Origin of the sequence: Brevibacterium sp. BRM-1 (assembly GCF_026802075.1) — a bacterium.
In the GTDB taxonomy this organism is placed as follows: domain Bacteria; phylum Actinomycetota; class Actinomycetes; order Actinomycetales; family Brevibacteriaceae; genus Brevibacterium; species Brevibacterium rongguiense.
Genome location: NZ_CP113788.1, coordinates 606434 through 625941, shown reverse-complemented (window position 1 = coordinate 625941; position 19508 = coordinate 606434). Strand labels below are relative to the sequence as shown.

The window sequence follows — 19508 nt, the reverse complement described above, 5'->3', positions numbered from 1 at the left end:
GTTCACCCGAGCTCCACCGCACCCGGCAGGGCGCAAACCCGGCGCCCGCCCCTGTGACGCCCCATGACGCCCGGTGACGCGCGCATGACGAACCCGCCGGGGCGCCTCGGCGGCCTCTCCTAGCGTGCGTGGTGTCGGGCACGCGCATCCGCGTGCCGCAGCCCAAGCCACACCGCCACAGCGAGGAGCCCCTCATGAGCGACCTGTCCTTCGAGACCCGCCAGATCCACGCGGGCCAGGAGCCCGATTCCGCCACCGGGGCGCGCGCCCTGCCCATCTACCAGACGACCTCGTTCGTCTTCGACTCCGCGCAGACCGCCGCGGACCGGTTCGCCCTGGCCGACCTCGGGCCCATCTACTCCCGGCTGGGCAACCCGACGCTCGAGGCGGTGGAGAACCGGATCGCGGACCTCGAGGGCGGCGTGGGCGCCGTGCTGACCGCCTCGGGCCAGTCCGCGGAGTTCCTCGCCCTCATCAACGTCCTGGGCGCGGGCGACCACGTGGTGGCGAGCCCCAGCCTCTACGGCGGGACGTACAACCTCCTCGACGTCACGCTGCGCAAGCTCGGCATCGAGACGACGTTCGTGACAGACCCCAGTGACCTCGAGGCGTGGCGGGACGCCCTGCGGCCGGAGACCCGTGCGCTCTTCGGCGAGGTCGTGTCCAACCCGCGCTCCGACGTCCTCGACATCGCGGGCGTCGCCCAGATCGCCCACGAGGCGGGCGTGCCGCTCATCGTCGACAACACGCTGGCCACCCCGTACCTCGTGCGGCCCATCGAGCACGGCGCGGACGTCGTCGTCCACTCGGCCACGAAGTACCTGGGCGGCCACGGCACCGCGATCGCCGGGGTCATCGTGGACTCGGGCAACTTCGACTACACGGCCGAGCCGGAGAAGTTCCCGGGCTTCAACACCCCGGACGAGTCCTACAACGGCATCGTCTTCGGGCGGGACCTGGGCGCCGACTCCGCGTTCGGGGCCAACGTCTCCTACGCGATCAAGGCCCGCGTCCAGCTGCTGCGCGACCTGGGGCCGGCCGCCTCGCCGTTCAACGCGTTCCTCCTCAGCCAGGGACTCGAGACGCTGAGCCTGCGCATCGAGCGCCACGTCGCCAACGCCGAGCGCATCGCGGCCTACCTCGAGGCCCACGAGCAGGTGGAGTCCGTCAACTACGCCGGGCTGGCCTCGAGCCCGTGGCACGGCCTGGCGCAGAAGTACCTGCCCCGCGGCGTCGGCTCGGTGCTGGCCTTCGAGATCGCCGGCGGCTACGACGCCGCGGTGGCCTTCGTCGACGCGCTCGAGCTGCACTCCCACGTCGCGAACATCGGCGACACCCGCTCGCTCGTCATCCACCCCGCCTCCACCACGCACTCCCAGCTGGGGGAGCAGGCGCAGGCGGCCTCCGGGGTCACCCCGGCGCTCGTGCGGCTCTCGGTGGGCCTCGAGGGCGCCGATGACCTCATCGCCGACCTCGAGAAGGGCTTCGCCGCCGCCCGCGGCTGAGTTCCATGGCACTGAGTGTGCACACGTCCGCCGTGGACCTCGGCGCGTTCCGCCTCGAATCGGGGCAGCGGCTGCCGGCCGTCCACCTGGCCTACGAGGCCTACGGGCGCCTGAATGCGGCGGGCACGAACGCCGTGCTCGTCGAGCACGCGCTCACCGGCGACTCGCACGTGGCCTCGGCGGGCGTGGACGGCAGCGGGGCGTTCGCGCCGGGCTGGTGGGAGGCCGTCGTGGGCCCCGGCCGCGCAATCGACACCGACGAGTTCTTCGTCGTGTGCGCCAACACGCTGGGCGGCTGCTCCGGGAGCACGGGCCCCGCGAGCACCGCCGCCGACGGGCTGCCCTACGGTTCGCGCTTTCCCCGCGTGGGCATCCGGGACATGGCGCGCGCGGAGCTCGCCCTGTCCGATGCGCTGGGCATCGAGCGCTGGCACGCGGTGATCGGCGGGTCGATGGGCGGCGCCCGCGCCCTGGAGCTCGCGCTGCTCGCCCCGCAGCGGGTCGCGCGGGCGGGGATCCTCGCCGCACCCGCCTACTCGCAGGCCGACCAGATCGCCTGGGCCCACGCCCAGCTCCGCGCGATCCGCATGGACCCCGACTACTGCGGCGGGGACTACGCGGCGCTCGGCCGGTGCCCGGCCGCCGGGCTGGGCCTCGCCCGCCAGATCGCCCACCTCACCTACCGGGCGGACGCGGACCTCAACGAGCGCTTCGGTCGCGACCTCCAGCCCGGCGCGAGCGCGGAGGCGGGTGCGCGCGCAGGGGCCGTTCCGAGTGCGGGGGCCGGGGCGCAGGGCGCCTACGCGATCGAGAGCTATCTCGACTATCAGGCGAACAAGCTCGTGGCCCGCTTCGATGCGAACTCCTACGCGGTGCTCACGGCCGCGCTGCGCGATCACGATGTGCGCCGCGGGCGCTCGGCCGACCTCGCCGAGGCACTGGCCGGCGCGCGCTGCCGGTTCTCCGTGGCCGCCCTGTCAAGCGACCGGCTCTACCCGCCGGGCCAGGTCGAGCAGCTCGCCCAGGCGCTGCCCGGCCGGGTGGACTACGCGCTCATCGCCACCGCCGCCGGCCACGACGGCTTCCTCACGGAATCGCACGCGGTGGGCGAGGTGCTCGCCGCGCTGCTCGCTCACTGAGCCGCCCGGCCCGCCGGAGCGCGGCGTCCGGACCCTCTCCGGTGGCGACCACTGCCAGCGGGGCCTCCCACCGCTGCCGGTGGGAGGCCCCGCGAGGCGCGCGGCTCAGGATTTCTGGGCGCCCTTGGCCGCCTTCGCCTCGGCCTTCCGGCGGCGGTGGAGGACCTTCTCGTCGACCGGGGCATCGGCCTTGGCCCGCTCGCGGCGCAGGTACTCCGCCGCCTCCTCCTGGCGCTCGGCCTCGGCGCCCTCGGCGATCGCGGAGCGGCGCTGGGCCGGGCCGTAGCCGAACGCGCCCACGAGCTCCGCGGCGTTGTCGCGCAGCTTGCGGCACAGGCGGTCGATCGCCGGGCCGATCTGGCGGGCGCGGGCCATCGACAGGCGGCCGAACATGATGTGCCAGCCGATGTGCTCCTCGATGAGGCTGAGCCCGAAGAGGTCGCGGATGCGCCGGAGCACCTTCGCCTCGCTCGGGTGGGCCTTCGCATCCACCGCGTGCATCGCCTCGTTGAGCGCCTGCCACTTGAGCAGCTCGACGTAGGCCTGGGCGGCCTCGATGAGCGCGTGCTGGTTGTCGTTGAACAGCGCGGCCGCTGTGGCCGGGTCCGCCTTGGCCGCCGGGCGCAGGTCCTGGGCGACCTGCGCGACCATCGACTCGACGCGGCTGGCCAGCAGGGCCTCCTGCATCTTGCCCGAGCGGATCCGCGAGGCGTTGAGCGCCGGGGTGAACAGATCGCCGATCGTGCGCCCCACATTGGCCAGGCCGGAGCGGTAGAGGGAGTACTCCGCGGCCTGGGAGCCGATGAGGCGCGCCGCGCCGCCGAAGTCGATGTGGCGCAGCTCCTCCGAGTAGTCGCCCAGCAGGCGCTTGCCCACGAGCTGGAGCAGGACCGTGTTGTCGCCCTCGAACGTCGCGAAGACATCGAGGTCCGCGTGGAGGCCGACGAGGCGGTTCTCCGCCATGAAGCCGGCCCCGCCGCAGGCCTCGCGGCACACCTGGATCGTGTCGAGCGCGTTCCACGTCGTCATCGCCTTGAAGCCCGCGGCCTCGGTCTCGAGGCGCTGCTGGGCGGCCTCCGAGTCATCGGCGCCGGAGAAGACGGCCTGGAAGCTCTCCAGCAGCTTCTCGTGGGCGAAGGCATCGGCGTAGGCGCGGGCCAGGCGCGGCATGAGCCTACGCTGATGGCGGCCGTAGTCGAGGAGCACGGTCTCCGCGTCGCCCGCGCCGCTGAACTGGCGGCGCTCGAGCCCGTAGCGGATCGCGATGTCGAGGGCGAGCTTCTCCGCCACCGTCGCCGCGCCGTCCAGCGACACGCGGCCCTGGACAAGGGTCGAGAGCATCGTGAAGAACCGGCGGCCGGGGGACTCGATGGGGGAGGAGTAGACGCCGTCCGCGTCCACGGCGCCGTAGCGGTCGAGCAGGTTGGTGCGCGGGACGCGCACGTGGTCGAACGCGATGCGGCCGTTGTCGACGCCGGGCAGGCCGCCCTTGTACCCGTCGTCCTCGAACGACACGCCGGGCATGGGCGCCCCGTCCTCATCGCGCACCGGCACGAACAGCACGTGCACGCCGTGGTCCACCCCGTCGACGATGAGCTTGGCGAAGACGACGGCGGCCTGCGCGTGGCAGGCGGCGTTGCCGATGTACTCCTTCGTCGCCGCCCGGAACGGGGTGTCGAGGACGAACGAGTCATCCGCGGGATCGTACAGCGCGGTGGTGCCCAGGGAGGCGACGTCGGAGCCGTGGCCGATCTCGGTCATCGCGAAGCTGCCGAGCAGCTCGCCCTTGAGCGCAGGCAGGAGCCACTTGGCCTGCTGCTCGGCGTTGCCCAGGTGCTGGATGGCACCGCCGAAGAGGCCGAACTGCACGCCGGCCTTGATCTGGAGGCTGGGGGAGCTGGCCACGAGCTCCTCGAAGCCCGAGACGTAGCCCGCGTGGTCGTTCTTGCCGCCGGCGTCGACGGGCAGCGGCAGCTGCGTCATGCCGGAGTCGACGACGTGGTGGAGCGCCTCCTTCGTCGCCTCGCGCTTCTGGTCGAGGGTGAGGTCGTCGGGCAGGTGCGCATCGGCGTGCTCGGCGACCTCGCGGCCGCGGTGGCGCTTGTCCGCGTGGGGGCCGTCGAGGAGCGCGCCGAGGAAGCCCGTGTCGAGGTCGAGCCGGTGGTTCGCAGCGGTCATGGTGTCCTCCTTGTGGACGTGGCGGTGGCGTGTGCGTGCGTGGGCCGGCCGGCCGGGGCCGGCGCGGAGGCGGCGAGCCAGTCGGCGACCCGGCCGGCGAAGGCGGGCAGGTCGGCCGGGGCGTGGAGCCACTGGTCGGTGGCGGCGCGCACGAAGCCGATGGCGCCGCAGCCCCAGAGCACCTCGGTGGGCTCGGTGAGGCCCAGCCGCTCGCAGAGCAGGCCGGTGATGTCGGCGAAGAAGCCGCCGACGGGGGCCTCATCGCCCGAGGGCGGCTCGTCCGTGGCGGCGACGGCGGGGTTGCAGAACCGGTAGACGTCGGGCCCGGCGGCCGCGAGCTCGGCGTACGCGCTGATCATCGCGTAGAGGACGGCGCGCGGGCTGCTGTCGGGCGCCTCGGCCTCCTGGAGGCGGCGGCGGATCGTGCTCATCGCCCATTCGCCCATGGCCAGGCGCAGGCCCCGGCGGTCGCCGAAGTAGCGGTAGAGGACCGGCTTCGAGGTGCCCGAGTACTGCGAGATCTGCTCCATCGTGACGTCCTCGCCGAAGGCGGCGATGGCCGCGCGCACGGCGCGGAGCAGCTCGCGCCGGCGCTCGCGGCGATGGCTGTCCCAGCGGGTGGCGCGGCCGTCCCGTCCTGTCGAACTCATGTTACGAACCGTACCAGGAAGAATCGCGGGCCGGGACGCGCATCACACCGGCAGAACTGGCTGGTACTGTTCGTCACAGATAAACCCATCGACCTGGAGGCACCGTGACCCGCAGAGCACTCATCCTCGGGGGCAACCGCACCCCGTTCGCCCGCTCGAACAAGGAATACTCGCACGCGTCCGAGCGCGATCTCCTCACCGCCGCGCTCGACGGCCTCGCCGCCCGCTACGGCCTGGCCGGCGAGCGGATCGGCGAGGTCGCAGGCGGTGCCGTCATCAAGCACCCGCGCGACATCAACCTCACCCGCGAGGCCGTGCTCGGCTCCGCCTTCGCGCCCACCACCCCCGCCTACGACGTGGGCATGGCGTGCGCCACCGGCCTCGAGGCGATCCTGGGCATCAGCAACAAGATCCGCCTGGGCCAGCTCGAGTCCGGCATCGGCGGCGGCGCGGACTCCACCTCGGACGCCCCCCTCGTGCTGGGCGACAACGCCCGCACCGCACTGCTCGACGCAATGCGCGCCAAGACCACCGCGCAGAAGCTCAAGGCGTTCGCCCGGCTGCGCCCGGCCGACCTCGCGCCCCAGGGCCCCGAGGCCGGCGAGCAGCGCACCGGCAAGTCCATGGGCGAGCACCAGGCCATGACGACCCTCGAGTGGGGCATCTCGCGCCAGGCCCAGGACGAGCTCGCCGCCCTGTCCCACCAGCGCGCCGGCAAGGCGTGGGACGAGGGGTTCTTCGCCGACCTCGTCACCCCGTTCCTGGGCGTGTCGCGCGACACGAACCTGCGCCCCGACTCCACCGTGGAGAAGCTCGGCAAGCTCAGCCCGGTCTTCGGCACGAAGCTCGACGGCGAGGCCACGATGACCGCCGGCAACTCCACGCCGCTGACCGACGGCGCCTCGGCCGTGCTGCTGGGCTCCGACGAGTGGGCCGCCGAGCACGGCCTCACGCCGCTGGCGCAGATCGTCGACGCGGAGGCCGCCGCGGTGGACTTCGTCTCCGGCGCCGAGGGCCTCCTCATGGCCCCCGCCTACGCGGTGCCCCGCCTGCTGGCCCGCAACGGCCTGACCTTCGCGGACTTCGACGTCGTGGAGATCCACGAGGCATTCGCCGCAACCGTGCTGTGCCACCTCGCTGCCTGGGAGAGCGAGGAGTACTGCCGCGAGCGGCTCGGCCTCGACGGCCCCCTGGGCTCGATCGACCGCGACAGGCTCAACCCGCTGGGCTCGTCCCTGGCGGCGGGCCACCCGTTCGCCGCGACCGGCGGGCGCATCGTCGCCCAGGTCGCCAAGTACCTGCACGCGACCGGCAAGCAGCGCGCACTCATCTCCATCTGCGCCGCCGGCGGACAAGGACTCGCAGCGATCGTGGAGGCAGCCAAGTGAGCGATACGTACCTCGACCTCGTCAACGGACCCCTGCGCGGGATCGCGAAGAAGCTCGGCCTGCCCGCGCCCGTGCCGCTGCGCCGCTTCAGCCCCGACGACCCGCAGCACGGCTACCTGGCACAGCCCGTCCTCGTGGCGGGCGCCACCCCCGGTGCCGAGGCGCTGGCCGGCCTGCTCGTCGACGCGGGCTTCTCCGTCCAGCGCGCCGCCGATCCCGGCCAGCGCTACAGCGCGATCATCGCCGCCTACGACGGCGCGCAGACCCCGGCCGACCTGCAGGATGCGACGCTCGCCGTCGGCACCGCCCTGCGCGGGCTCGTCACCTGCGGTCGCGTCATCACGCTCTCCGATGCCCCGGCAACGGCCGATGAGGCCGCCGCGGCGCCCGTCGACCCGGCGCTCAACGCCGCGCGCGGCGGCGTGACCGGCATCCTGCGCTCCGCGGCCCACGAGATGCGCTCGGGCAGCACCGCCAACGGCATCCTGCTCGACGGCGTCGGCCCCGAGGCGCCCTCCGTCGCCGCGGCGCTGTGGTTCCTGCTCTCGGCGAAGTCCGCCTACGTCTCCGGCCAGTTCCTCACGGTCGACTCCGAGCGCGGCCGGCGCATCGGCGCCGCCGACTTCGCCGCCACCGGCGACTCCGCGGCCGCGCCGCTGGCCGGGCGCGTCGCCGTCGTCACGGGCGCGGCCCGGGGCATCGGCGCGGCGATCGTCGAGGTGCTGCACCGCGACGGCGCCCAGGTCTACGGCGTCGACGTCCCGGCCGCGGGCCAGGCGCTGGCCGACACGATGAACCGGGTGCGGGGCACGGCCATCCAGGCCGACATCACCGCCCCCGACGCCGCGGACACGATCGCCGCCGCCGTCGGCCGGCCCATCGACATCCTCATCCACAACGCGGGGATCACGCGCGACAAGATGCTCGCGAACATGGACGCCGGGCGCTGGTCCTCCGTGCTGGGCGTCAACGTCCTCTCCCAGCTGCGCATGGACGACCGGCTCGACGAGCTGGGCGCGTGGGGCGATGCCCCCCACGTCGTCTCCCTGGCCTCGACCTCCGGGATCGCGGGCAACCGCGGGCAGACGAACTACGCGGCCTCCAAGGCCGGCGTCATCGGGATGGCCGCGGCCGCCGCGGACTCGTTCGCGCGCCGCTCGGGCAGCATCAACGCCGTGGCCCCGGGCTTCATCGAGACGGAGATGACGAAGAAGATGCCCGTGCTCACCCGCCAGGTGGCCCGCCGCCTGTCGAGCCTCGCCCAGGGCGGGCTGCCGCGCGACGTCGCGGAGGCGATCGCATTCCTCGCCTCGGACGCCGCCGCCGGGATCAACGGGCGCACGCTGCGCGTGTGCGGCCAGAACATGGTGGGCGCCTGATGGCCGGGCAGGGCGCGAACGAGCGCACCCCGGCCCGCGCCTCGGCGGGCGCGACCTACGCGCGTGCCCTGCGCGGGCTGCTGCCCGGGCGGGGCACGCCGAGCGCCCACGTCCCCGCGCGCACGATCGTGGCCGACACCGTGCTCGACCCGCTGGCCGTCTCACGGTTCGACACCGTCGTGGACGCGCCGGTGCGCGACACCGTCTCACCGGCCTACCTCCACACGCTCGGGTTCGCGCCGAGCCTGGAGCTCATGACGGACCCCGGCTTCGGGCTGTCCGTGCTCGGCATGGTCCACGTGCGCAACGCGTTCGCCCAGCTGCGACCGGTGCGCGTGGGCGAGAAGGTCCGCGCGGAGGTGAGCCTGTCGCCCCTGCGCGCGGTGCACAACGGCACCGAGGTCGACATCCTCGTGGCCGGCAGCGTGGACGGCGAGCCCGTCTTCACCGAGTCCTCCACGTACCTGGCGCGGGGGAAGACGGTGCCCGGGGCGGCCGCGGGGCAGCCCGCCGAACGGATGGCGATGCCCGACGGGCTGACGGCCACCGCGCTGTGGCGGCTGCCGCGGGGCATCGGGCCCACCTACGCCCGCGTGTCCGGGGACTACAACCCCATCCACGTGAGCGTGCTGGCCGCCAAGGCGTTCGGCTTCCGCTCGACGATCGCGCACGGGATGTACACGGCCGCGCGCGCGCTCGCCGCCGCGGACCCGCGCCTGGACGCCTTCGACTGGACGGTGCAGTTCGCCAGCCCGCTCACGCTGCCCGGCACCGCCGGCTACGCGCAGTTCGACCGGGACGCCGAGGGGTTCTCGACCGCCGTCTTCAGCCCGTCCAAGGGCAAGCCGCACGTCCTCACCCGCGTGCAAAAGCGCTGATCAGGCACGGATTTGGCACCCGGCCAGCGGGCGTGTATTGTTCTATCCGTTGCCTGCGCGGGTGGCGGAATAGGTAGACGCGCTAGCTTGAGGTGCTAGTGCCCCAATTAGCGGGCGTGGGGGTTCAAGTCCCCCTCCGCGCACAGGACGGCGAAGGGCCCCGGCGAATCGATTGATTCGCCGGGGCCCTTGCTCCTGCCGGGCCCTGTCTCCTGTCAGGGAGCCCGTGGACAGCGCAGTTAGGCTTGGCCCATGCCCAGCCCGCAGACCGTGCCCGCCGCCGCCACCGCCGTGCGGTTCCTCTACGCCGCCGGGGCGGGGCTGCCCTCCGTCGGCCCGGAGGCGGCTGGGGCCGCGCTGCCGGAGGCCGAGGCGCGCGTCATCCGCGCGGCACTCGTGCGCCAGGGTGCGGACCAGGCGCAGGCCGAGGCGCTGCTGAGCGAGCTCGCCGCCGGCGCCGCCGCCGCGGCCGAGGTCATCGCGGCGGGCGAGGCGAGCCCGCTGAGCGCCGAGGCCTACGATGCCGCGCGCGCTGCCTGGCTGACCGCCCACGGCATGAGCGCGCGCTCGGGTCTGCGGACCTGGCCGCCCACCTCGCAGACCGTCCGGGCCCTGTTGGGCGCCCAGTACTGGAACGATGCGATGACAGCGGTGGGCCTGCCGGCCTCCGGGCGCGGCCGGCAGCGGGGCAACACCCGCTTCTCCGCCGCGGACTACGCTCAGGCGATGCGCGACTTCCTCGCAGCGGCGGGGTCCAGCGCGCCGTTCGCAGCCTACGCCCCCTGGGCCAAGGACGAGGCGAGCGCGGGCCGGCCCCGCCCCTCGGGTGCCGCCGTGCGCAAGCAGTTCGGCTCGTGGTCGGCTGCGAAGGCGGCGGGCGCGCCTCGCTAGACTGCCGGAGGATCCCCACCGACGGAAGGCAGCCATGGCAGAGCAGACGCAGACCCACCCGGCCGCGCAGGACGAGGTCGTGCGCATCGCGCAGGAGCTCATCCGCATCGACACCCAGAACTGGGGCGACAACCGGGCCAACCCCGAGCGCCCCGCGGCCGACTACATCCAGCGGCTCTTCGCCGAGGTGGGCCTCGAATCCGTCATCGAGGAGTCCGCCCCCGGCCGGGCCAACCTCGTCGCCCGCATCCCCGGCAGCGATCGGAGCGCCCCCGCCCTCGTCGTCCACGGCCACACCGATGTGGTGCCGGCCGCCGCCGAGGACTGGAGCGTCGACCCCTTCGCGGGTGAGATCCGCGATGGCATGCTGTGGGGCCGCGGCGCGGTGGACATGAAGGACATGGACGCGATGATCATCGCGAACGTGCGCGCGATGATGCGCGAGGGCATTGTGCCCCGGCGCGACCTCATCATCGCGTTCTTCGCCGACGAGGAGGCCGGCTCGACGTACGGCTCGCGCTACATGGTCGAACACCACCCGGAGCTGTTCGCCGGTGCCACGGAGGCGATCTCCGAGGTGGGCGGGTACTCCGTGGAGGTGCGCGGCCAGCGCATCTACCTCGTCCAGACCGCCGAGAAGGGCATCGAGTGGGTCAAGCTCGTCGCCCACGGCACCGCCGGGCACGGCTCCCAGGTCAACCGCGACAACCCCGTCGTCACGCTCGCCGCGGCGATCGCGCGCATCGGCGCCCACGAATGGCCGATCGAGCTGCCGCGGGCCACCCAGGACCTGCTGCGCGGCGTCGCCGAGCTCACGGGGATCGACTTCGCCCCGGAGAACTACCAGGCGCTGCTCGACGAGCTGGGCTCGGTGCAGAAGTTCGTCGGGGCGACGTTCGCGACCTCGGCCAACCCCACGGTGCTCGACGCCGGCTACAAGCACAACGTCATCCCCGGCACCGCCGAGGCGCTTGTGGACTGCCGCACGCTGCCGGGCCGGTCCGAGGACGCGCTGCTCACGCTCAAGGAGCTGGCGGGGGAGAACGTCGACGTCGTGCCGCTGCTCAGCGGCATCGCGCTCGAGACGCCCTTCGAGGGCTCGCTCGTCAACCAGATGATCGCGGCGCTCAAGGCCGAGGATCCCGGCGCCGACGTCATGCCCTACGCCCTGTCCGGCGGCACGGACAACAAGCAGCTGGCCCGCCTGGGCATCACCGGCTACGGCTTCGCGCCGCTGCGCCTGCCCGCCGAGCTCGACTTCCCGGCGATGTTCCACGGCGTCGACGAGCGCGTCCCGCTCGACGCGCTGGACTTCGGCACCCGGGTGCTCGGCCGGTTCATGCGCGAGGCCTGAGCCGCGCCCGAGGCGGGGGCGGGCAGGCCGCCGCCCTGCGCCTCGGGCCCGGCCCGGGAGGGGACCGGCGCTTCGGTGCGGGCGGGGCCATCGCCCGGGCAGTCGGGCCGCCCATCCGGCGGCTGCGGCCGACCGGGGGCTCCGACCGCACTTCGGGCGGCGCCTCAGCGGCTCGGTGCGCCCCTCCTGCGGTTCAGCGCAGGCGGCCCAGGGGGCGGCCGGGCACGGAGGCCACGCACACGCCCACGAGCACGAGCCCCATCGCGATGAGCGTGGAGGGGGCCAGCGCCGTCGCGGCGCTGCCGGTGATGACGTCCGTGACGAGCGAGCCGGCGAGATTGCCGAATAGCGTCGTGAGGCTGAGCAGCAGGACGCCCAGCCGCGCGACCGTGAGGGTCGACACGCCGATGAAGACGACGCCGAGTACGCCGCCGATGAGCGTCCACCACTGCGCGGGCAGCTCGGGCGCGCCCCGCACGGGAGTGCCGGTCGCGAGCACGAGCGCCGAGCACACGGCCAGGAAGACCGTGCCCACGAGGAAGTTCGTGAACGTCGCCGCGGCGGCGGAGTTCGCCGCCGCCTTGAGCCGCCCGTTGAACGCCTGTTGGAATGCGGTACCGACGCCGGCGATGAGGGGCAGCAGGGGCGCCCACCAGGCGATGCCCTGCCCGAAGACCCCCGCGGAGGAGACGACCACACCGGCCAGCACGATCCCCGTCCCGGCCAGGCGTGGCAGCGTCGGATGCCGGCGCCCGCCCGGGGGCAGGTCCGTGTTGTCGACCAGCAGCGCCCCGCCCAGCTGGCCGCACACGAACGCCATCGTGAAGATCGAGACCCCGAAGAGGGGGACGGTGAGCGACTGCGAGATGACGATGAGCGAGCCGCCCACCCCGCCCAGCAGCATGAACCAGGGGAACTGCCCGGCGGCCACGAGGCGCCGGGCGCGCCCGATCCCGCGGCGCGCGCTCGGCCATGCCGCGCACACGACGATGAGGACGGCGAGGCCCCCGGCGAACGAGACGGTGGCGGCGAGGATGCCCGAGCCGACGATCCCGGCGAGCACGCCGTTCGAGTGGCCCTGCACGGCCATGGCCGAGCCGGCGATCATGGCGGCGGCGGCCGCGAGGACGGCGGCGAGGGGGGAGTCGCGGACGGGAGCGGCGCTCACGGGCGGCTCAGGCGGTGCGCTCGACGCGCACGATGCGCCGGCGCAGCCAGTGCGTGCGCACACCGCCCATGCCGATGCGGGTCCGGGCCAGCTCCCAGCGGCCGTATTCCGCGGCCTCGGTGAGCGCCTGCTTGGCCTCGCCGCGCGGGGTGTCGCGGGTGAAGCGCACGGTCCTGAACTCGTACTCCATGGCGGCGCGGGTCCGCTTCATACGGCCTCCTCGATCGGATGAACCCGAGCACTCTACCAGCCGGTCGGCTAGCCTGGGCCCATGGTCCGAATCATCGCCGTGCGCCACGGCCAGACCGGTGCGAACGTCGCGGGAGTGCTGGCCGGCCGGCTGCCCGGCGTCGAGCTCACCGCCGCGGGACGGGCCGATGTGCTCGCACTCGGCCGCCGCTTCCCGGTGTCCTCCGCGGCGATCCTCGCGCATTCGACGGTGGAGCGCTGCGCCGTGACGTCCGGGCTGCTCCTCGAGTCCGTCAGCGCCGCGCAGGTGCGCGCCGAGCCCGCCTTCGACGAGGTCGACTACGGCGCCTGGTCGGGGCGCACGCTGGCCGAGCTCGGGGCGCTCGACGAGTGGCGGCTGGTCGCCCGTCAGCCCTCCAGAGTCGTGTTCCCGGGCGGCGAGGCGCTGGCCGGCGCCGCCGCCCGGGCGCGGGCCGGCGTCGCGGCGCTCGCGGCCGAGCTGCGCGACCTGCGGGCCGGCGATGAGAGCGGTGCGAACGGCGCCCCGAATGGCAGCGGCGGCGGCGGGGGAGCGGGCGGCGCGGTCGGCATCGTCGTGAGCCACGGTGACATCATCAAGGCGATCCTCGCCGATGCGCTCGGCATGGACCTCGACGACTTCCAGCGCATCGCGGTCGCGCCGGGCTCCTACAGCATCATCGACTACCCCGACGATCCCTCCGTGCCCCATGCCCACCCGACCGTCGCGGCGATGTCCGTGACCGCCTCGGGCACGGCCGGCAGCGCCCAGCTGGGCGGCGGGGACGGCGCGTAGCACCGCAGCGCATCCGGGCGGCGCCCCGCGCGGGGTGAGGGCCGAACGCCCGCTGGGGCACGCACGGAGAGCCCGCAGCGCCGGCCGAACGGGCCCAGGGCGCGGGCCCAGTGTGCCCGGGGTACCGGCCCCGTGCGCTCACGCCCCCGCCCACGCACCCGAACTGCCGGCCGAGCAGCCGGCGCGGGCGCGGCTCAGGCGGTGAGGACGCCGGTGCCGAGCAGCAGGAAGAGCAGCAGGCCCAGGGCCACCCGGTACCACACGAAGATCGCGAACGACTTCGTCTCGATGAAGCGCAGGAAGCCCACGATCACGGCGTAGCCCACGGCGAACGACACGATCGTGGCGAACGCGGTGGGGCCCCAGCTTAGCGACGAGGGCTCGCCGATCGCCTTGTACACGCTGTAGAGGCCGGAGGAGAGCACCGCGGGGATCGCGAGGAGGAACGAGTAGCGGGCAGCGGACTCCCGGGTGAAGCCCATGAGCCTGCCGCCGGTGATGGTGCCGCCGGAGCGGGAGACGCCCGGGATGAGCGCGAGCGCCTGGAACAGGCCGAACGCGACGCCCTGGCCCCACGTCATCTGCCCGAGCGTGCGGTCCTGGCGGCCGAACCGGTCGGCCAGGCCCAGGATGATGCCGAAGACGATGAGCATCGAGGCGACGACCCACAGGCTGCGCAGCGTCGTCTCGATCGCGTCCTGGAACAGCAGGCCCAGCACGGCGATCGGGATCGACCCGGCGATGATGAGCCAGCCCATGCGCACCTCGGGGTCGCGCCGGTCGTGCCGGCCCACGAGCGCCCGGCACCACTTCGTGATGATCGCGACGATGTCGTCCCAGAAGTAGACGAGCACCGCCGCCTCGGTGCCGATCTGGATGATCGCGGTGAAGAAGGCCCCGGGCTCGCGGCCGGGCATGAGGAACTCGCCGATGATGCGCAGGTGCGCCGACGAGGAGATCGGCAGGAACTCCGTGAGCCCCTGCACCACACCCAAGATGCCCGCTACGAGCCAGTCCATAGTCTCCTCTTCCGTGCCCGCGGCCGGCGGTCGCGCGGCCGTAGGCCAGCGTAGGGCCTCGAATCGGGTAACCTCAACAGACATGCAGGTCAATCGCGTCGGTCACAGCGGATTCTTCGCCTCCGAGCTCACCCTGGGCGCGTTCGACTGGGGCCGCGGCGTCGCTGCCGGCACCGCGCAGGAGCTGGTGGACGGCTATGCCCGGGCCGGCGGCACGCTCATCGAGATCCCCGCCTTCCAGTCCCCGGCCGCCGAGGTCCTGGGCTCCCTCACCATCCCCAAGGGCGTGGGCATCGCCGCGCGCATCGGGATCGCCGGGCGGGGCGACGACGTGCGCATCAGCGCCGGGCGCGCCACCCTGCTCGACCAGGCTTCCCAGGTGCTCGACCGCCTGGGCCGCGACGCGCTCGACCTCGTCATCCTCGACGCCTTCGATCCCGTTACCCCGCTCGCGGAGACCGCCGGGGCCCTGACCCGCCTCGTGGAGTCCGGCCGGGCGCACTACGCCGCGGCGGCCCACTGCACGGGCTGGCAGCTCGCCGCCCTGTGCGGCGCGGGCGCCCCGCTCGTCGCCGCGTGGGCCGAGGCCTCGCTGCTGGCCCGCGACGCGGAGGCCGAGCTCGCACCGGCAGCGGAGTACCTGGGGCTGGGCGTGTTCGCGGGCGCGGCCCTGGGCCGCGGGGTCCTCACGGGGAAGTACGACTCGGGCACGCCGCAGAACTCGCGGGCAGCCGGGGCCGCCCGCGCCTATGTCGAGCCCTACCTCGAGGACGGCCCGGGCCAGGTGGTCGCGGGTGCGGCGCGCGCCGCGAGCGCGCTGGGGGCCAGCCCCCTCGATGTGGCGCTGGCCTGGAACCGGTCGATGGGGTGGGCGAGTTCGGCCGTCGCGCCGCGCACCCCGGCCCAGCTGGAGGAGATCCTCGCCTCCGAGCTCGTCCTCGAGCCGGAGATCCGCGATGCCCTCGATCAGATCTCCGCGCCGGACGGCCTGGTCTAGCCTGCATCGGGCAGCGCCCCGGCAGGCGGTGCCCCGGCAGGCAGCGCCCCGGCGGGCTCAGTCCTCGTCGTCGTCCTGCTCGTCGGCCTCGTCAGCGTCCTCGCCGAGGTCCACCTGGTCGTCGAACTCATCGTCGTCGTCCTCGTCGTCGCCGTCCTCGCGGGCATCCTCGACATCGTCGAAGAGCTCGAACGGGGTGACCTCGTCATAGGCGGTGTAGAGGGCGTCCTCGTAGAGCTCGAACGCATCGGCAAGCGCCATATAGGCCGCCTGGACGCGCGGGTCCGTATCGGAGGTGCGGTGCGCCGCGGCCGCGAAGTGCTGGCGGACGGCGCTGAGGAACTCTTCGAGTGCGACTGCCGGATCCTGGCTCATGGCCCCATTGTAGCCCGCCTCGGGCGCTAGGCTTGAGCCATGGCCTCCCGCAGCTTCACCTTCTCCCATCCCGACCGCTTCGTCGTCGGCACCGTCGGCCTGCCCGGCAAGCGCACATTCTTCCTCCAGGCCGTCGGCGACGGCAGCGTGGTCACCGTGACCCTGGAGAAGGAGCAGGTGGAGATGCTCGGCGAGCGGATGAACGAGCTCCTCGACATGGTCCGCGCCCGCGGCGGTGCCGGCCGGGCGGTGCCCGCCGCGGCGGATCCGGAGCTGGCGGACAACGCCGGACTCGAGATGCCCGTGGACCCCGAGTTCCGGGTGGGCACCATGAGCCTGGGCTGGGACACGGCCGAGGACCACCTGCTCGTCGAGTGCCTCGAGCTCACCGCCGAGGACACCGAGGCCGGGGTCACCGCCGACCCCGAGGACGATGCCGAGGACGAGAAGCGCGCCGCGCTGCGCGTCATCCTCACCGGGCCGGCCGCACGCGAATTCGCCCGCCGCGCGGACCAGGTCGTCAGCGCCGGGCGCGCCGACTGCCCGTTCTGCGCCCTCCCGCTCGACCCGGAGGGCCACCTCTGCCCCCGCGCCAACGGCATTCCGCGGTGAGCCGGGCCCCCGCGGCCGGCGAGCGGGCCCGCGCGGCACGGGACCTGCTCGCCCGGGGCGAGCTCACGGACCTGGGCCGGATCCCCGGCGCCTCCAACGACACCCGCCTCGTGCTCGCCGCCCTGGGCCCCACGGTCCGCCGCGCGGTCTACAAGCCCATCGCCGGCGAGCGGCCCCTGCACGACTTCCCCGCCGGCAGCCTCGCCGGCCGCGAGGCCGCCGCCGCGGTCCTCGACGCTCAGCTGGGCACGGACGTCGTGCCGCCCACTGTGCTGCGCGCAGACGCCCCGCTGGGCCCCGGCTCCCTCCAGGCCTACGTGGAGCCGGACCCGGACGCCGCCGAGCCCGTGGGCGTCTTCGCCCCGGCCGAGGTGCCAGCCGGGTGGGCGCCCGTGTTCGCCGCGCAGACCGAGGACGGCGCCGAGGTGCTCGTCGCCCACGCGCCCTGGGAGCGGCTGCGGGCCCTCGCGTTCTTCGACGCGCTGGCCAACAACGCCGACCGCAAGGCCAGCCACATCGTGGCCGGCGACTTCGCCTTCTCACCCGCCCAGCCGCGCCTGTGGGCGATCGACAACGGGCTGTGCTTCCACGCGGAGGACAAGGTGCGCACCGTCCTGTGGGGCTTCGCCGGGGCGCCGCTGAGCGCGGCGGAGACCGCCGCCACGCAGCGCGCTGCGGACCCGGACGGGGCTGCGGCCCGTGAGCTCGCAGGGCTGCTGGCGGCCCCGGAGATCGCAGCGCTCCAGGCCCGCGCCCGCGCGCTGCTGGCCGCGGGCGCGCTGCCGGAGCCGCCCGCGCACCGCTACCCGATTCCCTGGCCGCCGCTGTAGGGTCCGAGTCCAGCCCCTATGCTGGGCGGGTGAGAGATTGGTCGGCACCCCAGGTCCCTGCCCTCGACGACGCGGGCATCAAGCCCGCCGTCTACAGCACCTCCGCGCAGGGGGAGGTGCAGCCGGTGGGGGAGGACGGGCCCGCCCGCCTCTACGTGTGCGGAATCACCCCCTACGATGCGACGCACCTGGGGCACGCGGCCACGTACGTCGCCTTCGACCTCCTCGTGCGCGCCTGGCGCGATGCGGGCGTCGACGTGGTCTACGTGCAGAACACGACGGACATCGACGACCCGCTCCTCGAGCGCGCCGCGGCCACCGGGGTGGACTGGCGCGAGCTCGCCGAGTCCCAGATCGAGCTCTTCCGCACGGACATGGAGGCGCTGCGCGTCATCCCGCCGCAGGCGTTCGTGGGCGCGGTGGAGTCCATCCCCCAGATCGCGGAGGGCGTCGAGGCCCTCCTGGCCTCCGGCGCGGCGTACACGCTGCCCAGCGGGGACGTCTACTACCGCGTCGCCACGCCCGTCGAGCCGCCCTTCGGCTCCGAGTCCCACTACGACGCCCAGGAGATGGCGCGCACCTTCGCCGAGCGCGGGGGAGACCCGGACACCCCCGGCAAGGAGGATCCGCTCGATGCCCTCCTGTGGCGCGCGGCGCGCCCGGACGAGCCCAGCTGGCCCGGGGGCGGCCTGGGGGCGGGCCGGCCGGGCTGGCACATCGAGTGCGCGCTCATCGCCCGCGACCACGCCGGCCTGCCGCTGAGCGTCCAGGGCGGCGGCTCGGACCTCATCTTCCCCCACCACGAGATGGGCGCCGCCCACGCCGAGGCGCTCACCGGCATCCCGTTCGCCCAGGCCTACGTCCACACGGGCATGGTGGGCTACGAGGGCGAGAAGATGAGCAAGTCGAAGGGCAACCTCGTGCTCGTCTCGAAGCTGCGCGCCGCGGGCGAGGACCCGATGGCGATCCGCCTGGCGCTGCTGGCCCACCACTACCGCAGCGACTGGATGTACGACGATGCAGTCCTCGCCACGGCCAAGCAGCGCCTGGCCGCGTGGCGCACCGCCGCCGCGCGCGGCTCGCGCACCCCCGCGGCGCAGGTCAGCGCCGCGATCCGGGCCGCCCTGGCCGCGGACCTCGACGCCCCGGCCGCACTTGCGGCCGTGGACGGCTGGGCCGCCGAGGCCCATCCTGCCGATGCCCATGCCGAGGGCGCGGGCGCGGATGCGGCCCGCGTGGTCCGGGCTGTCGACGCGCTGCTGGGCGTCGACCTCGCGGGCTCCTGAGGGGGGCTACTTGCCGCCGTCGCGGCGGCGGCGCTCCAGGTAGCGCTCGAACTCGCGGGCGATGACCTCGCCGGAGGCCTCCGGCAGCTCGCTGGCGTCCATCGCACCGGCGAGCGCCTCGACGTGCTCGGCCAGGTCCTCGTCCTCGGCGACGAGCGCGTCGGTGCCCGTCTCCCAGGCGCGGGCTTCCTCCGTGAGCGCGCGCTGGGCGACGACGAGGCCCGTGACGTCCTCGAACGCGCTCAGCAGCGCGAGCACCGCCTTGGGCGAGGGCGAGGCGCCGGCGTAGGCGGGCACGGCGACCCACTGCGAGACCGTCGGGATCGCGCGTTCGAGCAGCATCGTCGAGAGCACCCCCGTGATGCCCGAGGGGCCCTCGTACTCGGAGGCGAAGACCGTCTCGTCGTCGACCAGCTCCGCGTCCTCCGACGTCGTGGAGACCGGCAGCGGGCGCACGTGGGGGACATCGGCCAGCAGGGCGCCCAGCAGGACGACCCTGTCCTCGGCGCTGAGCGCACCGCACAGCTGGCCGGCGAACTCCTGCCACCGGAAGTTCGGCTCGAAGCCGATGATGACGAGCGCCTCGAGCGCTGTGCCGGGCACCGTGCCCCGGTAGAACGAGCAGGCCGGCCACACGAGCTCGGGCCTGCCGTCCTCGTCGCGCACGGTCAGCGGGCGCATGACGGTGTAGTCGTAGAACGCCTCGTCCGTGAGGATGCCCGCCAGCTCCAGGCCCCACTCCTCGACGAGGTGGCGGGCGGTGTCCGAGGCGGCGTCCGCGGCATCGTTCCAGCCGCGGAAGCTCATGACGACGAGGCGGCCGCTGGCACCGGGCAGAAAGCTCATGGGCCAAGAC

19 protein-coding genes and 1 tRNA gene are annotated in these 19508 nt (G+C 74.0%); 13 read left to right on the top strand and 7 right to left on the bottom strand.

The features are described from left to right. The first annotated feature begins 194 nt into the window (after positions 1-194). Together BRM1_RS02735 and metX are read left to right on the top strand one after the other, a co-directional pair. Complete coding sequence (locus tag BRM1_RS02735; protein ID WP_160952391.1) at positions 195-1505, top strand: bifunctional o-acetylhomoserine/o-acetylserine sulfhydrylase; 1311 nt, start codon at positions 195-197, stop codon at positions 1503-1505. A gap of 5 nt (positions 1506-1510) precedes the next feature. Then, entirely contained in the window at positions 1511-2644 is a 1134-nt protein-coding gene (gene metX / locus BRM1_RS02730) for a homoserine O-acetyltransferase MetX (RefSeq protein ID WP_268527940.1), read from the top strand. A gap of 105 nt (positions 2645-2749) precedes the next feature. On the opposite strand, the gene BRM1_RS02725 is transcribed toward metX, so the two are convergent. Both BRM1_RS02725 and BRM1_RS02720 read right to left on the bottom strand, forming a co-directional pair. Beyond that, positions 2750-4822, bottom strand: coding sequence for an acyl-CoA dehydrogenase family protein (locus BRM1_RS02725; RefSeq protein ID WP_268527937.1), 2073 nt, complete (start codon positions 4820-4822; stop codon positions 2750-2752). Next, positions 4819-5472 carry a TetR/AcrR family transcriptional regulator gene (locus tag BRM1_RS02720; RefSeq protein ID WP_268527934.1) on the bottom strand — a complete coding sequence of 218 codons (654 nt, stop codon included), beginning with the start codon at positions 5470-5472 and terminating at the stop codon, positions 4819-4821. The genes BRM1_RS02725 and BRM1_RS02720 overlap by 4 nt, the downstream gene beginning before the upstream one ends. A gap of 104 nt (positions 5473-5576) precedes the next feature. Here BRM1_RS02720 and BRM1_RS02715 point away from each other — a divergent pair, with 104 nt between their 5' ends. The 6 genes from BRM1_RS02715 to BRM1_RS02690 all read left to right on the top strand — a co-directional run bounded on the left by BRM1_RS02715 (position 5577) and on the right by BRM1_RS02690 (position 11362). Continuing rightward, the gene (locus BRM1_RS02715; protein WP_268527932.1) at positions 5577-6860 is read left to right on the top strand and encodes an acetyl-CoA C-acetyltransferase; all 1284 of its coding nucleotides are present in this window, start codon (positions 5577-5579) and stop codon (positions 6858-6860) included. After that, positions 6857-8239 (top strand): 3-oxoacyl-ACP reductase, encoded by a 1383-nt coding sequence (locus BRM1_RS02710; RefSeq protein ID WP_268527929.1) that lies wholly within the window; start codon positions 6857-6859, stop codon positions 8237-8239. The genes BRM1_RS02715 and BRM1_RS02710 overlap by 4 nt, the downstream gene beginning before the upstream one ends. Continuing rightward, positions 8239-9117, top strand: a complete 879-nt coding sequence (locus BRM1_RS02705; protein ID WP_268527927.1) for a MaoC/PaaZ C-terminal domain-containing protein — start codon at positions 8239-8241, stop codon at positions 9115-9117. Before BRM1_RS02710 ends, BRM1_RS02705 begins: the two co-directional genes overlap by 1 nt. Before the next feature lie 55 nt (positions 9118-9172). Continuing rightward, positions 9173-9260, top strand: a tRNA-Leu gene (locus tag BRM1_RS02700). 109 nt (positions 9261-9369) lie between these two features. Next, positions 9370-10008 carry a hypothetical protein gene (locus BRM1_RS02695; RefSeq protein ID WP_268527923.1) on the top strand — a complete coding sequence of 213 codons (639 nt, stop codon included), beginning with the start codon at positions 9370-9372 and terminating at the stop codon, positions 10006-10008. A gap of 34 nt (positions 10009-10042) precedes the next feature. Beyond that, a complete protein-coding gene (locus tag BRM1_RS02690) occupies positions 10043-11362 on the top strand; it encodes a M20/M25/M40 family metallo-hydrolase (protein WP_268527920.1) in 1320 nt (439 codons plus the stop codon). A 193-nt stretch (positions 11363-11555) separates the two neighbouring features. Here the strand turns inward: BRM1_RS02690 and BRM1_RS02685 are convergent, their stop codons facing one another. Both BRM1_RS02685 and BRM1_RS02680 read right to left on the bottom strand, forming a co-directional pair. After that, a complete protein-coding gene (locus BRM1_RS02685; protein ID WP_268527919.1) occupies positions 11556-12530 on the bottom strand; it encodes a DMT family transporter in 975 nt (324 codons plus the stop codon). 7 nt (positions 12531-12537) lie between these two features. Next, positions 12538-12741, bottom strand: a complete 204-nt coding sequence (locus BRM1_RS02680; RefSeq protein ID WP_160952381.1) for a DUF5703 family protein — start codon at positions 12739-12741, stop codon at positions 12538-12540. A gap of 60 nt (positions 12742-12801) precedes the next feature. Between BRM1_RS02680 and BRM1_RS02675 the strand changes: the two genes are divergently transcribed. Further along, positions 12802-13533 carry a histidine phosphatase family protein gene (locus BRM1_RS02675; RefSeq protein ID WP_268527916.1) on the top strand — a complete coding sequence of 244 codons (732 nt, stop codon included), beginning with the start codon at positions 12802-12804 and terminating at the stop codon, positions 13531-13533. Positions 13534-13727: 194 nt separating this feature from the next. On the opposite strand, the gene BRM1_RS02670 is transcribed toward BRM1_RS02675, so the two are convergent. Beyond that, complete coding sequence (locus tag BRM1_RS02670; protein WP_268527913.1) at positions 13728-14552, bottom strand: undecaprenyl-diphosphate phosphatase; 825 nt, start codon at positions 14550-14552, stop codon at positions 13728-13730. Between the two features lie 82 nt (positions 14553-14634). On the opposite strand from BRM1_RS02670, the gene BRM1_RS02665 reads away from it, so the two are divergent. Then, positions 14635-15549, top strand: a complete 915-nt coding sequence (locus tag BRM1_RS02665) for an aldo/keto reductase (protein ID WP_160952378.1) — start codon at positions 14635-14637, stop codon at positions 15547-15549. Between the two features lie 57 nt (positions 15550-15606). Here BRM1_RS02665 and BRM1_RS02660 read toward each other — a convergent pair whose 3' ends face one another. Then, the gene (locus BRM1_RS02660; RefSeq protein WP_268527911.1) at positions 15607-15924 is read right to left on the bottom strand and encodes a hypothetical protein; all 318 of its coding nucleotides are present in this window, start codon (positions 15922-15924) and stop codon (positions 15607-15609) included. A 39-nt stretch (positions 15925-15963) separates the two neighbouring features. On the opposite strand from BRM1_RS02660, the gene BRM1_RS02655 reads away from it, so the two are divergent. From BRM1_RS02655 to mshC, 3 genes are read left to right on the top strand one after another with little or no spacing between them, the layout of a single operon-like run. Continuing rightward, positions 15964-16536 (top strand): DUF3090 domain-containing protein, encoded by a 573-nt coding sequence (locus BRM1_RS02655; RefSeq protein ID WP_268527909.1) that lies wholly within the window; start codon positions 15964-15966, stop codon positions 16534-16536. Then, positions 16533-17366 (top strand): SCO1664 family protein, encoded by an 834-nt coding sequence (locus BRM1_RS02650; RefSeq protein ID WP_268527907.1) that lies wholly within the window; start codon positions 16533-16535, stop codon positions 17364-17366. Before BRM1_RS02655 ends, BRM1_RS02650 begins: the two co-directional genes overlap by 4 nt. A gap of 29 nt (positions 17367-17395) precedes the next feature. Then, the gene (gene mshC, locus BRM1_RS02645) at positions 17396-18652 is read left to right on the top strand and encodes a cysteine--1-D-myo-inosityl 2-amino-2-deoxy-alpha-D-glucopyranoside ligase (protein WP_160952375.1); all 1257 of its coding nucleotides are present in this window, start codon (positions 17396-17398) and stop codon (positions 18650-18652) included. 6 nt (positions 18653-18658) lie between these two features. Here the strand turns inward: mshC and BRM1_RS02640 are convergent, their stop codons facing one another. Then, complete coding sequence (locus BRM1_RS02640; RefSeq protein WP_160952374.1) at positions 18659-19498, bottom strand: proteasome assembly chaperone family protein; 840 nt, start codon at positions 19496-19498, stop codon at positions 18659-18661. Positions 19499-19508 lie beyond the last annotated feature (10 nt).

Excerpts from the sequence above, each read along its gene's own strand:
- BRM1_RS02705 (WP_268527927.1), top strand. The coding sequence starts at position 8,239 with ATGGCCGGGCAGGGCGCGAACGAGCGCACCCCGGCCCGCGCCTCGGCG.
- BRM1_RS02665 (WP_160952378.1), top strand. The coding sequence starts at position 14,635 with ATGCAGGTCAATCGCGTCGGTCACAGCGGATTCTTCGCCTCCGAGCTC.
- BRM1_RS02640 (WP_160952374.1), bottom strand. The coding sequence starts at position 19,498 with ATGAGCTTTCTGCCCGGTGCCAGCGGCCGCCTCGTCGTCATGAGCTTC.
- BRM1_RS02675 (WP_268527916.1), top strand. The coding sequence starts at position 12,802 with ATGGTCCGAATCATCGCCGTGCGCCACGGCCAGACCGGTGCGAACGTC.
- BRM1_RS02660 (WP_268527911.1), bottom strand. The coding sequence starts at position 15,924 with ATGAGCCAGGATCCGGCAGTCGCACTCGAAGAGTTCCTCAGCGCCGTC.
- BRM1_RS02695 (WP_268527923.1), top strand. The coding sequence starts at position 9,370 with ATGCCCAGCCCGCAGACCGTGCCCGCCGCCGCCACCGCCGTGCGGTTC.
- BRM1_RS02680 (WP_160952381.1), bottom strand. The coding sequence starts at position 12,741 with ATGAAGCGGACCCGCGCCGCCATGGAGTACGAGTTCAGGACCGTGCGC.
- BRM1_RS02725 (WP_268527937.1), bottom strand. The coding sequence starts at position 4,822 with ATGACCGCTGCGAACCACCGGCTCGACCTCGACACGGGCTTCCTCGGC.
- BRM1_RS02735 (WP_160952391.1), top strand. The coding sequence starts at position 195 with ATGAGCGACCTGTCCTTCGAGACCCGCCAGATCCACGCGGGCCAGGAG.
- BRM1_RS02655 (WP_268527909.1), top strand. The coding sequence starts at position 15,964 with ATGGCCTCCCGCAGCTTCACCTTCTCCCATCCCGACCGCTTCGTCGTC.
- BRM1_RS02670 (WP_268527913.1), bottom strand. The coding sequence starts at position 14,552 with ATGGACTGGCTCGTAGCGGGCATCTTGGGTGTGGTGCAGGGGCTCACG.
- metX (WP_268527940.1), top strand. The coding sequence starts at position 1,511 with ATGGCACTGAGTGTGCACACGTCCGCCGTGGACCTCGGCGCGTTCCGC.
- BRM1_RS02720 (WP_268527934.1), bottom strand. The coding sequence starts at position 5,472 with ATGAGTTCGACAGGACGGGACGGCCGCGCCACCCGCTGGGACAGCCAT.
- BRM1_RS02690 (WP_268527920.1), top strand. The coding sequence starts at position 10,043 with ATGGCAGAGCAGACGCAGACCCACCCGGCCGCGCAGGACGAGGTCGTG.